The sequence below is a fragment of the Deinococcus taeanensis genome, from assembly GCF_020229735.1.
GTDB classification, from domain to species: Bacteria; Deinococcota; Deinococci; order Deinococcales; family Deinococcaceae; genus Deinococcus; species Deinococcus taeanensis.
Map to the genome: position 1 here is coordinate 1,749,090 of NZ_CP083455.1, position 12,522 is coordinate 1,761,611.

General features: G+C 69.5%; 11 protein-coding genes. 7 read left to right on the forward strand and 4 right to left on the reverse strand.

The window, feature by feature from the left end; translation table 11 throughout:
* Positions 1 to 89 precede the first annotated feature (89 nt).
* Positions 90 to 488, reverse strand: a complete 399-nt coding sequence (gene apaG / locus LAJ19_RS08410) for a Co2+/Mg2+ efflux protein ApaG (RefSeq protein WP_225475320.1) — start codon at positions 486 to 488, stop codon at positions 90 to 92.
* Positions 489 to 540: 52 nt separating this feature from the next.
* On the opposite strand from apaG, the gene LAJ19_RS08415 reads away from it, so the two are divergent.
* Complete coding sequence (locus LAJ19_RS08415) at positions 541 to 1,596, forward strand: M42 family metallopeptidase (protein ID WP_225475321.1); 1,056 nt, start codon at positions 541 to 543, stop codon at positions 1,594 to 1,596.
* A gap of 22 nt (positions 1,597 to 1,618) precedes the next feature.
* Here LAJ19_RS08415 and dusA read toward each other — a convergent pair whose 3' ends face one another.
* Positions 1,619 to 2,644 (reverse strand): tRNA dihydrouridine(20/20a) synthase DusA, encoded by a 1,026-nt coding sequence (dusA, locus tag LAJ19_RS08420; protein WP_225475322.1) that lies wholly within the window; start codon positions 2,642 to 2,644, stop codon positions 1,619 to 1,621.
* Between the two features lie 66 nt (positions 2,645 to 2,710).
* On the opposite strand from dusA, the gene LAJ19_RS08425 reads away from it, so the two are divergent.
* A complete protein-coding gene (locus tag LAJ19_RS08425) occupies positions 2,711 to 3,559 on the forward strand; it encodes a group III truncated hemoglobin (RefSeq protein ID WP_225475323.1) in 849 nt (282 codons plus the stop codon).
* Between the two features lie 8 nt (positions 3,560 to 3,567).
* Positions 3,568 to 5,181: a signal peptide peptidase SppA gene (gene sppA / locus LAJ19_RS08430; RefSeq protein ID WP_225475324.1), complete on the forward strand. Its 1,614-nt coding sequence runs from the start codon at positions 3,568 to 3,570 to the stop codon at positions 5,179 to 5,181.
* A gap of 59 nt (positions 5,182 to 5,240) precedes the next feature.
* On the opposite strand, the gene LAJ19_RS08435 is transcribed toward sppA, so the two are convergent.
* Entirely contained in the window at positions 5,241 to 7,028 is a 1,788-nt protein-coding gene (locus LAJ19_RS08435) for a M3 family oligoendopeptidase (protein ID WP_349774805.1), read from the reverse strand.
* Between the two features lie 175 nt (positions 7,029 to 7,203).
* On the opposite strand from LAJ19_RS08435, the gene LAJ19_RS08440 reads away from it, so the two are divergent.
* The 4 genes from LAJ19_RS08440 (at position 7,204) to LAJ19_RS08455 (ending at position 11,783) form a co-directional block, all read left to right on the forward strand.
* Positions 7,204 to 8,442, forward strand: coding sequence for an ABC transporter substrate-binding protein (locus tag LAJ19_RS08440; RefSeq protein ID WP_225475325.1), 1,239 nt, complete (start codon positions 7,204 to 7,206; stop codon positions 8,440 to 8,442).
* Positions 8,439 to 9,359, forward strand: a complete 921-nt coding sequence (locus tag LAJ19_RS08445; protein ID WP_225475326.1) for a carbohydrate ABC transporter permease — start codon at positions 8,439 to 8,441, stop codon at positions 9,357 to 9,359. Before LAJ19_RS08440 ends, LAJ19_RS08445 begins: the two co-directional genes overlap by 4 nt.
* The gene (locus tag LAJ19_RS08450; protein ID WP_225475327.1) at positions 9,356 to 10,207 is read left to right on the forward strand and encodes a carbohydrate ABC transporter permease; all 852 of its coding nucleotides are present in this window, start codon (positions 9,356 to 9,358) and stop codon (positions 10,205 to 10,207) included. The genes LAJ19_RS08445 and LAJ19_RS08450 overlap by 4 nt, the downstream gene beginning before the upstream one ends.
* Before the next feature lie 448 nt (positions 10,208 to 10,655).
* Entirely contained in the window at positions 10,656 to 11,783 is a 1,128-nt protein-coding gene (locus LAJ19_RS08455; RefSeq protein WP_225475328.1) for an LLM class flavin-dependent oxidoreductase, read from the forward strand.
* A gap of 45 nt (positions 11,784 to 11,828) precedes the next feature.
* Here the strand turns inward: LAJ19_RS08455 and LAJ19_RS08460 are convergent, their stop codons facing one another.
* Positions 11,829 to 12,425, reverse strand: coding sequence for a phosphate signaling complex PhoU family protein (locus LAJ19_RS08460; protein WP_225523236.1), 597 nt, complete (start codon positions 12,423 to 12,425; stop codon positions 11,829 to 11,831).
* Between the last annotated feature and the right edge of the window lie 97 nt (positions 12,426 to 12,522).

The following is a 12,522-nucleotide window of genomic DNA, read 5'->3' on the forward strand; positions in this document are numbered from 1 at the left end:
CGGGCGGGGCCCCTCGACTCACGTTCACCCGACGTGATTCGTGAGGCGGCGATTCCACTGCGCCGTGGCGTGAACGAGGCGCTGTGGGGTCAGTTCAGCGTGCGGGTGCCGGGCACGTCCAGCCGGAAGGCCGGGATGGGCACGTGCGCGGTCTGCCCCCAGGCGTCCTGCATCACGTAGTGACCGCTCATGCGGCCGGGGGTGGTCTGCAGGGTGACGAAGGAGTCGTACACGAAGGTTCCGCCGGGGGGCAGGACCGGCTGCTCGCCCACGACGCCTTCACCGTCCACGCTGGTCGTCTGCCCGTGGGCGTCGATGATGTCCCAGTGGCGCGCCAGGAGTTTCCAGGTGTCGCCGCTGCGGTTCTCGATGCGGATGACGTACGTGAACAGCTGCCGTTCGGGGGTGCTGTGGGCGGCGAGGTGCTGAATCTCGACCTGCACGTGAACGTCCGGACTGGGTGGATGACCTGGGGGGGAGTCGGGCATGGCACTGCCCATTCTGGCGGATGGCCGGTGGGCCCGGCGTAGACTCGCGGACGTGAGTGACATCAACAGGGAGTTTCTGTTCCGCCTGCTGGAGGTGGCTGCGCCCAGCGGCCTGGAACGCCGCGCGGCGGACGTGTGGCTGAACGAGGCCGGGCAGTTCGCCCGGACGCATGAGGATCACTACGGGAATGTGTACGCGGAGGTTGGTCCTGAAGGGGCGCCTGCCATTGCCCTGATGGGGCACCTTGACGAGATTGGCCTGATCGTGTCGCACGTCGGGGACGAGGGGTTCCTGAGCGTGCTGCCGGTGGGCGGCTGGGATCCGCAGGTGCTGGTGGGGCAGCGCATCCGGCTGCTGGCGCCGGGCGGAGACCTGATCGGCGTGATCGGCAAGAAAGCCATTCATGTGATGGAATCCGAGGACCGCACCAAGGCCAGCAAGATCGAGGACCTGTGGATTGACGTGGGGCTCAGCCGGGACGAGGTGGTGGCCCACGTGCCGGTCGGGACGTACGGTGTGATTGAGCAGGGCCCGGTGATGGTCGGCACGCGCATCGTGAGCCGCGCGCTGGACAACCGCGTGGGCGCCTTCATCGTGCTTGAGGCGCTGCGCGCCCTGAAGGACCGTGACCTCGGGTACCGCGTGGTGGCGGTGGGCACCAGTCAGGAGGAGATCGGTTGCTTCGGGGCGCAGGTGGGTGGGTACCACCTGAATCCCGTGGCGGGCGTCGCGGTGGACGTGACCCACGAGACCAAACAGCCGGGGGTCAGCGAGAAGAAATACGGCGTGGCGCCTTTTGGGTCGGGCGCGAACCTGACCGTGAGCCCGATGGTGAGTCCGGTGATCACGCGGCAGATGACGGACGCGGCGCGCGAGGCGGACGTGCCGTTCACGCTCAGCGCCTCCGGCCGGTACTCCGGTACGGACGCCGACGCGCTGGCCCTGGTGCGGGCGGGCGTGCCGAGCGCCGTGGTGAGCATTCCCAACCGGTACATGCATTCCCCCAGCGAGATGGTGGACGAGCGGGACGTGAAGGCCTGCATCGAGATCATCGTGGCGTGGATCGAGCGGCTGCCGACCACGGCGGACTTCACCCGCCGCGGCTGAAGCGGCCCTCCTCCTGGGTGGTTTACGCCAGCGCTGTGGTGGGGACCGCGGACCGGTCGTCAAGTACGCTGTCCGGCACGCCGGACAGCGCTTCCCGCACGACCTCCAGGCCCGCGCCGGGGCGGTGGCCTTTTTCGCTGAGGGTGCGTTTCCAGTGGCGGGCGCCCGGCTGCCCGGCGAACACCCCCAGGGTGTGTTTCATCATGCGGTTCAGGGGCTGTCCGGCGCGCAGTTGCGTTTCCACGTACGGCAGGTACGCCTCGATGGCCTCGCGGCGCGTGACGGGCCTGCCTTCAGCGCCGAACACGGTCTGGTCGGCGCGGGCCAGGAGGTACGGGTCCTGGTAGGCGGCGCGGCCGATCATCACGCCGTCCGCCCAGATGAGCGCGCCACGGGCCGCGTCCAGGCTGAGCACACCGCCGTTCAGGATCACCGTGAGATGCGGGAAGTCCGCCTTCAGCTGCCGGACCACGTCGTGCCGCAGTGGGGGAATCTCGCGGTTCTCCTTGGGGGACAGTCCGGAGAGCCACGCTTTGCGGGCGTGCACGATGAAGGTGGTGCACCCGGCGCCCGCCACGGTCCGCACGAAGTGCGTGAGGTGCTCGTAGCTGTCCAGGTCGTCAATGCCGATGCGGTGCTTCACGGTCACGGGGAGCGTCGTGGCGGCGCGCATGGCGTCCACGGCGCGCGCCACGACGTCCGGGGTGCCCATGAGGCAGGCGCCGAACGAACCGCTGCTGACCCGGTCGCTGGGGCAGCCGCAGTTCAGGTTCACCTCGTCGTACCCGTAGTCCTGCGCGATGGTGGCGCACTCGGCCAGGGCGCGGGCGTCGCTGCCGCCCAGTTGCAGCGCGACCGGATGCTCGGCCGGGTCGAACCCCAGGTGCCGGTCACGGTCCCCGTGCAGGATGGCGCCGCTGGTGACCATTTCGGTGTACAGCAGTGTGCGCCGCGTCAGGGTGCGGTGAAACACGCGGCAGTGCCGGTCGGTCCAGTCCATCATGGGCGCGACGGACAGCGTGTGCGGGGGGCGGGCGGGAGCGCTCATCAGCCCGCCAGTGTACGCCGCGCGCCGCCCACGGAAACGTAAGGCGGGGACCGCTATGCTGCGCGCATGACGCGGGCGCTGCTCAGCCTCCCTCCTCTGCCCGGCTGGGCGGCGCCGGGCAGCGTGGTGGCTGCCCGGGCGGGGGCGCTGCCGAACGCGTCGGGACTGCTCCTGCCGCATGACGGCCTGCCGGTTACGGACGTGCGGGACCGGCCGGAGCGCTGGGTGGCGCTGGGGCTGGTGGCAGAGGCCCTGAGGCGCAACGTGCCCGTGCTGGGCTGGGGGTCAGGTGCGGCGCTGCTGGGCCGGGCGCTGGGCGCGGCCGTGGTCCCGGCCGGCGCGCACGGCGGCGTGGACTGGTCGCCTCTGCCGCGCGGCGCAGTGGTGCATGCCTGGGGCGGCGAGGTGCCGCTGCACTGGTCGCACGGGCGCGCGACCGCCTGGGCGGACGTGACTCTGCCGGTCAGGATCAGGGCGGAGTTCCTGGCAGCGTTGCCCAGCCTGACGGACCGCCGGCCCGGATCGCCTCTGGAAGTGGTGGGCGGGCCGGTGGCGGTGCAGGCGGTGGTGACGGAGTTCTACGCGCGGGCGCGGCAGGACGCCCTGCTGGGCCCGGTGTTCGCGGCGCACGTCACGGACTGGCCGGCGCATCTGCGTCACGTCACGGCCTTCTGGGTGACCATGCTGGGCGGCGCAGAGGGTCCCTTGCCCGCGTGGCGCGGGAACCTGAACGGCGCACACGCCGGGCTGGGGATCGGCGGGGCGCACCTGCGCGCCTGGCTGGCCCTCTGGGCCGGCACGGCCCGGGATCTGCTGCCGCCGGACGCCGCGGAGGTGCTCGTCACGCGCGCCGCGGCAATGGGCGCGCGCCTGGGCCGCGGCGCGCGTGGAACTTCTCAGGGGCGCGGCGCGTAGCGTGGAGCATGGCCCTGTTTTCACTTCCGTTCCCGAAAAAAGACGATGACGCGCTGCCCAGCGGCGTGACCCGGCCCACCTGGGTGGTGCTGGATCTCAGCGGACCGTACGCGGAGCGGCAGCCCACGAACCCGGTGCAGGCCCTGCTGAACCGCACCGAGACCCTGGAGGCGCTCGCCTCGCGCGTGGAGAAGCTGCGCGGCGCGGCGTGGCTGCATGGCGTGCTGGTGCGCTTCGGGGAGTTCACGGCGTCCCCGGCCACGGCGCACGCTGTCCGGGGCCTGCTGGCGTCCCTGGCGCAGGACAAGCGGGTGGTGGCGTACCTGCCCCACCTGACCATGACCACCGTGATCGCGGCGAGCGGCGCGCCGGAACTGGTCGCGCCGGAATCTGCCGAGGTGAACCTCAGTGGCTTTGGGGTGGAGAGCACCTTCCTGGGTGAATTTCTGAAGAAGCACGGCATTGAGTTCGAGAACCTGCGCGTGCGGGAGTACAAGGCGGCCCTGACGCGTTTCTCGCAGGATCACATGGACGAGCACAACCGCGAGCAGCTTCAGGCGTACCTGGACGGCATGGAGGCCGCGTGGGCGCAGGATCTGGCCGCGGCACGCGGCGTGAGTACCACGCAGGCCGCGGGCTGGCTCGCGGCGGATCTGACCAGCGCGCAGGGGGCGCTGGCGGCCGGGGTCATCACCAGGGTCGCGTACGAGGATGAACTGATTGGTCCGGCCAGCCGGCCCTTCGCGGCGGTCGCGGACCTGCTGATGCCGCACCGGCCTGCCGGCGCCAAGGCGGGGCGTGTGGCGGTCGTGCCCCTGGTCGGCGCGATCGTAACCGGCAAGAGCCGCAACAACCCGGTGCCGTTGCCGCTGCTGGGCGGGCCGATGGCCGGGTCGGACACGGTGGTGGCCGCGCTGCGCCGCGCCCGGCAGGACAAGACCACCAAGGCCATCGTGCTGTACGTGAACAGCGGCGGGGGCAGCGCCCTGGCGAGTGACCTGATCTGGCGTGAAGTGGCCACCAGTGAGAAGCCCGTGGTGGTCGTGATGGGTGAGTACGCGGCGTCCGGAGGGTACTACGTGGCCACGCACGCCCGGCGGATCGTGGCGTCCCCGTACACCCTGACCGGCAGTATCGGCGTGGTGAGCGGCAAGCCGGTCATGCAGGAGTTCAACCGCCGGCACGGCCTGAATCCCGAGCGGGTCGGCCGGGACCGGGCCCTGATGTATTCCGCGGCGCGCCCGTACACGGACGAGGAACGCGACCATGTGGAGAAGGGCATTCTGGAGGTGTACGACCGCTTTACCACCCGCGTGGCGGAGGGACGCAGGCTCAGCAAGGAGCGCGTGAATGAACTGGGCCGCGGCCGCATCTGGAGCGGCCAGGACGCCCTGGAACGCGGCCTGGTGGATGAGCTGGGAGACCTGCGCACCGGGCTGGAGCGGGCGCGGGAACTGGCGGGCCTGCCTGCCGACGCGCCCGCCTGGAACGTGACGCCCAAGGGACACGGTCCGCTTCCCGAGTTCGCGCAGGAGGCCGCGCAGGCCGCCCGGGTGAGCGTGTGGCCGTTCGGGACCGAACGGGTGCTCACCTGGTTTGATCAGGAAGTCCGCGTCCGCTGACAGTGCAGCCGAGCAGACGGGGGCGAGGTCACGTGACCTCGCCCCCTGTCTGCCTGGAGCTACGGCTGGCCCGGCGTGGCCCCGTACGCGTCAATCTGGCGGCGGATGACGTTCAGGCTGCCTTCCCAGAAGTCCGGGGCGTGCAGGTCAATGCCGAACCGCGCGGCGAGTTCCAGTGGGGTGGCCTGCCCGGTGGAGGCCAGCAGGGCCTCGTAGCGCGCCTGGAAATCCGTTGCCTGACCCAGCGTGCGGGCCTGCTCGTACTGGGCGTAGAGGCCCAGGCCGAACAGCAGGCCGAAGGTGTACGGGTAGTTGTAGAAGCTGCGGCCATAGTAGTGAGGTTTGACAGCCCACATGTATGGGTGGGGGGTGTTCAGTGCGTCGCCGTACGTGTCGCGTTGCGCCTGGATCATCATGGCGCTGAAGTCGCTGGGATTCAGGTCACCGGCCGCGCGGCGTTCAAAGACGGCCTTCTCGAACAGGAAGCGGCTGTGGATGTCCACAATCACCTGCGCGTGGCCCATCAGCTGCGTTTCGAGCACGTACAGGCGCTCTTCGCCCTGCGCGGTGGCGAGCGCGGCGTTCTGGATGATGGTCTCGCAGAAGATGCTGGCGGTCTCCGCGAGCGTCATGGGCGTTTCCTGCTGCAGGGGGGGCAGGGCGCCGAGCTGCACGTTGTGGTAGGCGTGCCCGAGTTCGTGCGCGAGGGTGCTGACGGAGTCGAGGCTGGGGTCGTGGTTCATGAGGATGCGGCTGTCACCGCCCGTCCATTTCATGCAGAATGCGCCGCTGCGTTTGCCGTCGCGGGGGCCAGCGTCAATCCAGCGGTTCTGGAAGGCGCGGGCCGCGAAGTCGCCCAGTGCAGGGCTGTACGCGCGGAACTGGCGTTCCACGAAGGTTTCGCCGGCGCCGTAGTCCCAGTGGGTGCCGCTGCGGCCGACCGGAGCGAACAGGTCCCACCAGTCCAGCCGGGTTTTGCCCAGGTGGCGGGCTTTGGCGCGGAAGTACCGGCGGAAGTCCGGCAGGGCGTGCACAACGGCGGCCTGCATGGCGTCAAGCGTCTGCTGGTCGATGCCGTTGCTGAGCAGGCTGGGGGCGACCGGGTCGGTGAAGCCGCGCCGGGCGGCGAGGGTGCTCTCCTCGCCCTTGACGCCGTTCATACACGCCGCGAACACGGTGTCCTGCGTGGTCCACGCGGCGATCTCGGCGCGGTAGGCGTCCTCGCGGACGCTGGGGTCGGCGTCGCTGGCGAGGGCGCGCAGCGCCGTGACGGGCAGCGTCTGCCCGCGGTACTCGCCCTTGAGGGTGCTGGACACGTTGCCGTGCAGTTTGGCCCAGCCGCCGCCGCTGGCGGGGTGCAGGCGCGCGGCCAGGTCCTCCTCTGGGGGGGTCATCTGCCAGCGGGCCAGTTCGGCGGCGCGGCGCAGCAGGTGCTCGTGTGCGCGGGCCCCGGCACTGTGGGTCAGCAGGCTGCTGAGGTCGGTGCCCCTTACACCGCCGAGCCAGGCGGTCAGGCGGGAGCGCAGCGGGCCCAGCGGCAGGGCGAGGGTGGTCAGGGTGGCCATGCGGGCCTGCGCGTGCTCGTTGCGGCTGTCGGTGGTCACGAAGGCGGAGATGAAGGCGCGCAGGGTACCCAGGCGGGTGAGTGTGGCGTTCAGTTCGCTCAGCGCGGCGTCTACAGCGGCCGGGGCAACTGGGCCGCCGGCGCGTACGGCGTGCGTGTCGAACAGGGTTTCCAGGGCCTTCACGTCGGCGCCCAGAGCGGTGAGGTCCCGGTCCAGCTGAGGATCGTTCAGGCCGGCGTACAGGTCGTCCGTACGCCAGCGGGGCATCTCGGTTGTGGTCACGGGTCCGAGTGTACGCCGCGTGCTGGAGCGGAGCCGTAAGCTATTTGGCGCAGGGCGCTGCGTGCCCTGTGGGGTGCGCGACGGTGGGTTGTCGAGAGTGGTGACTCGTGACGCCAGCGCCCCACCGCGTTTAGTTGATAAAACAAATCCACTTTCGCACTGTTCTGGAGGTTTCATGCGTACCCACCTGTCCCTGACTGCCACCCTGGCCCTCGCCGTTCTCGGCAGCGCCGCCCACGCCGCCACCACCCTCACCGTGTTCATGGGCAGCCAGCAGCGCCCTGAGATCTTCCAGCCGCTCTTCGACCGCTTCGAGAAACAGAACCCCAACGTCCGGATCAAGATCGAAACCGGCGGCGCCACCAGCGAAGCGCAGAACCAGTACCTCACCACTGTCCTGGCCGCCCGCGACACGACCCTGGACATCTTCCTCATCGACGTGGTCCGCACCGCCACGTTCGCCGCGGCCGGCTGGGCCGAACCGCTTGACGCGTACCTGCCCAGCAAGGACACGTACCTCAAGGCGTTCCTGGCCGGCCCGATCGGCGCGGCCAGCGTGAACGGCAAACTGTACGCCATGCCGGCCTTCACGGACTCGCAGTTCCTGTACTACCGCAAGGACCTGCTCGAGAAACACAAGGCGAAAGTGCCCAGAACGTGGGAGGAACTCGCCGCGACGGCGGCCCGCATCCAGAAAGCCGAAGGCGGCAGCCTGCAGGGCTTCAACTTCCAGGGTGCGCCCATCGAGGGCACCGTGTGTAACTTCCTGGAACTCACCTGGACCGGCGGGGGAAGCGTCAATGACGTGACCAGTCCCGCCGCGAGACAGGGCCTGGGGTTCCTCGTGAACGCCGTGAAGACGAAACTTGCCCCGGCCGCCAGCGCCGAAATGAAAACCGACGACTCCCGCCAGCAGTTCCAGGGCGGAAACGTCCTGTTCGGCCTGAACTGGAGCTACGCCTGGGCGCACTTTCAGGGCAACAGTCCCCAGCCCACCCGCGTGAAGGGCAACGTGGGAGTCGCCGCGCTGCCCGCCTTCGGGAAGAACGCCAGCGCCACCTGCACCGGCGGCTGGGAATGGGGCGTGAACGCCTTCAGCCGCAACAAGGCCGCCGCCGTGAGGCTCCTGCAGTTCATGGCCAGCAGCGACGTGCAGAAGGAAATGGCCGTGAAGGGCGCGTACCTCCCGGTGCGCAAGAGCCTGTACAACGACCGGGCCGTGCTCGCCGCCAACCCGCACTTCAAGGCCCTGTACCCGATCGTCACGAAGGCCCGCCCGCGCCCCGTGACGCCCGCCTACCCGCGCGTCAGCGAGATCATCCGCAACAACGTCTCGGCCGCGGTCGCCGGCAGCAAGAGCGTGGACGCCGCCCTGAACGACATGAAGCGTGACCTGGAGCCGCTGCTGAAGTGACCCGGGCTCCCACCCCCCTCCGCCGCCGGGCACGCCGCGAGCCCAGCGAGGGCCTGCTGGCGCTGCTGCTGCTGCTGCCGGCCGCGGCGCTGCTGCTCGGCGTCCTGCTGCTGCCCATGCTCACCACCTTCCGCGACAGCCTGTACCTGAACAAACTGACTGAACCGTGGCTGCAGGGGTTCGTGGGCCTGTCGCAGTACGGGCAGATGCTGCGCGACGCGCGTTTCGGCGCGGCGCTGCGCAACACCCTGGTGTTCGGCGTCCTGACCGTCAGCGGGTCGTTCCTGGTGGGCGTTCCCATGGCGCTCGCGGCGCACATGCCCAGCCGCGCCCGCGACCTGGCGCGCGTGGCCCTGCTGCTCCCCTGGGCGATGCCCCCGGTCATCACGGGGCTGATCTTCGCGTGGCTGTTCAACGCGCAGTACGGCGTCGTCAACGATCTGCTCGTCCGCGCCGGGGTGATTCAGGAGCCGCTGCGCTGGCTCAGCACGCCCGGCCTGAGCGTGCTCGCCATGGTCATCACCATCGTCTGGAAAACCAGTTCCTTCGTGGCGCTGATCGTCCTGGGCGGCCTGCAGGGCATCCCCCGCGACCTGACCGAAGCGGCCGAGGTGGACGGCGCCACCCGCACCCAGTCGTTCTTCCGGGTGATCCTGCCGCTGCTGGCCCCCAGCCTGGCCGTCGCGTTCATCTTCCGCACCATCAGCGCCGTGCAGGTGTTCGACATTCCGTACACGTTCATTCAGCAGGCGCCCGCGCAGGGCCTGCTTGAAACGCTGGGCGTCTACATCTACCGCACCGGCATCGAGTTCCTGGACTTCGGGTACGCCGCGGCCCTCAGCGTGGCCCTGTTCGCCCTGAGTCTCGCCGTGACCGCCGTGTACGTGCGGTTCGTGCGCGACGGAGGTCAGGCGTGAGCGGCGACGTCGCCCCGCAGCGCCTCACGCCAGGGCAGCGCGCCGGCCGGTTCGCCGCGCTCGGCGCCCTGATCGTGGGCGGCTTCTTCCCGTTCGTGTGGATGATCCTCACCAGCCTGAAGTCCGAGGGGGAACTGCAGCAGTTCCCGGTGCAGTACCTGCCGTCCCGGCTGGACTTCAGCAACTACGCCCGGGTGTTCAGCGAGCAGCCGTTCGCGCAGTTCTTCCTGAATTCCCTGACGGTCAGCCTGCTCAGCACCGCGCTGTGTATCGCGGCCGCCGTGCCCGCCGCGTACGCGCTCGCCCGCCTGAACATCCGCCGGCGCGGGGTGCTGATGACCACCATCGTGACGTTCAGCATGCTGCCCGTCGTGAGTCTGCTCGTGCCTCTTTTTCGCCTCATGCGCGGCGCGAACCTGCTGAACACAGCCCCTGCGCTGATTCTGCCGTATGCGGCGCTGAGCCTGCCTATCGCCATCCTCACGCTCGTTGCGTTCTTCAGCGCCATTCCCCGTGACCTGGAAGCCGCCGCAATGGTCGACGGCACCACCCGCGTCGGCGCGCTCACCCGCGTGGTGCTGCCGCTGTCCACGCCGGGCGTGGTGACAGCCGCCCTGCTGGTGTTCGTGAACTCCTGGAATGAATTTCTGCTGGCCCTGAGCTTCAACACCAAACTCTCCATGCGCACGGTGTCGGTCGGCGTGACCCTCTACCAGGGTGAATTCGCGTTTCCCTGGCCCCTGATTGCTGCAGCTGTCGTGGTTGCCACCGTGCCCCTCGTGCTGCTCATCGCGGTGTTCCAGCGCCGCTTCGTGGCTGGACTGACGGCCGGAGGGGTGAAGGCGTGAGCGCTCTGCCCCAGGCGTCTGCCGTTCTCACCATACCAGGGGCGTGGGCGACCGTTGCGGCCGATCTCCCCGCCAACGGGGGCAACCTCACGTACGCACGCCCACTGAGCGCCGTGCTCTGGCCGCCCTTTAACGAGTCTGAAGATCACCTCATCCTTGCAGACCGTTGTAACGCGGACAACGTCCGGGCGTGCCAGCAGAGCACTGGGCACGACCGGCGGGCGGCCGGGAGGGTTCTGAACCATAGCCGCCGTCCGGGCCTCGTGCCGTCCAGTGGTGACGAACCGCCAGAGGCCGGCGGGCTCGTTGCCCAGCGGCTCCTGAGGACGTGGCAGGCCGCACAGAACGGGCCGCACTCCACGCGCCACGTTCAGTTTCTTTGCGCGACGGAACCCGGCGGCCACGGCCCCACCGTCTGCGTCTGGCAGACCCTGCCAGGAGGCAAGTCATGACCCAACCATCCCAGTCCGAATTTCTGTGGTTCCTTCAGCTGTCGCGTGACGGTGAATTCATCGGCACGCGGGAGAAACCACCCCGCAAGCCCACCCTGGCGTACCTGCAGTCGCTGATCAGCACGGCGGGCGAGGCGGGCTTCGAGGCGCTGCTCACGGCCACCAACTACCACAGTGAACACGAGAACTACACCGCGGCCGTGGCGGCGCTGGCCCGCAGCGCGCCCACCGATCCGGGGGTGCTGATCGCGGTGCGACCGGGCATGTTCCACCCGGCGATGTACGCGAAGATGCTGGCCACGCTGCAGAACCTGTTCCCGGGCCGGGTGCGGGTGAACATCGTTACCGGCAGCAGCCCCGCCGAGAACGCCATGTACGGAGACTTCGAGGATCATGCGCGGCGCTACGAGCGCACGCGGGAGTTCATGAGTGTGCTGCGCCAGCTGTGGACCGCCCCGCCGCCACAGTCGTTCCGCAGTGACGTGTACGCCTTCGAGAACGCGGTGCTGGACCCGGCGCCGGTGCAGCCCATCCCGCTGTACTTTGGCGGCGCGTCCCCGGTGGCGCAGGAGATCGCCGCGGACCTCGCGGACGTGTACCTGATGTGGGGGGAGCGGGAGGACATGCTGGCCGAACGCCTGAAGCAGATGCGCGCCCTGGAGACGAAAACGGGCCGGCCCCTGCGCTACGGGCTGCGCACCCACGTGATCGTCCGCGAGACCGAACCAGAGGCGCGCGCCGCGGCCGAGCGGCTGATCAGCCGCGTGGACCCGGAGGTCCGGGCCGCGTTCGTGGCCAGTCACGCGCATGTGGACGGCGTGGGGCAGCAACGACAGATTGACCTGCTCAGGGCCGTGGATGAGGACCTGATGGTGGAACCGAACCTGTGGGCCGGCGTGGGCATGGCCCGCAGCGGGGTGGGCGTGGCGCTGGTGGGTGACCCGCAGCAGGTGGCGGCCAAGATCCGCCGGTACGAGGCGATGGGATTCAGCTCGTTTATTTTCAGCGGGTACCCTCACCTGGAGGAGGCGCGCCGGTTCGGGGAACTCGTCATGCCGCTCCTGAAGGGCACGCAGGCAGAGGAACGCACGATTCATACGGACAGGGTCGCGCCGGTCGCCTGAGACCGCCAGGAGAGGAGCGGCTGGTGGCCCAGCCGCTCCTCTCGCTTATTCTGTTGCGCTGTGGTGCAGGATGACCTGCTCGAGCCGCTCCGCCACGTTCACGAGGTGATCGCCGAGCCGTTCGAGGTTGCGGGCCATGCGGCCGGCTGTGAGGGCCACGTCCGTGTCCTCGGGCCGTTCAAGCAGGCGGGTGAGGCTGGCGCGCTGCATCTGCTCGTACAGGGCGTCCACCTGCTCGTAATCAAGGCGCATGACGTCACGCGCGGCCTGAACGTCACGCTCCGTGAAAGCGTACGAGAGGCGTTCAATCATGGTGGAAAGCAGCCGCGCGAGCGGCAGGGCGTCCTGCAGGGTGGCGCTGCGGGCGCGGGGCGCGAAGGTCTCCAGGTCGCGGGCCACGTTGAAGGCGTAGTCGCCCACCCGTTCCAGGTTGGTCAGGGAACGGTAGACCATCAGGTGAAAGGCAAGTTCCGCGTCGGTCAGGCGCGTGGCAAACGCCTGAAGGCACAGGTCGTCCAGTTCCCGTTCCAGCGCGTCCGTTTCCCGTTCGAGCGCCTCGGCGCGGGCGGTCAGGCCAGCAAATTCGGCGCGGGCATGGGCGTCGCGCACGGCGTCAAGTTGTTCAAGCGTGATGCTGAGCATCCGCAGGAACCGCGCCTTGACCCGGGCAACGCCGGCCTGACCGGCGCTGAGGGACGCGGCGGCGCCGGTCTGGGCTGGGGTGACGCCGTCGGTCATG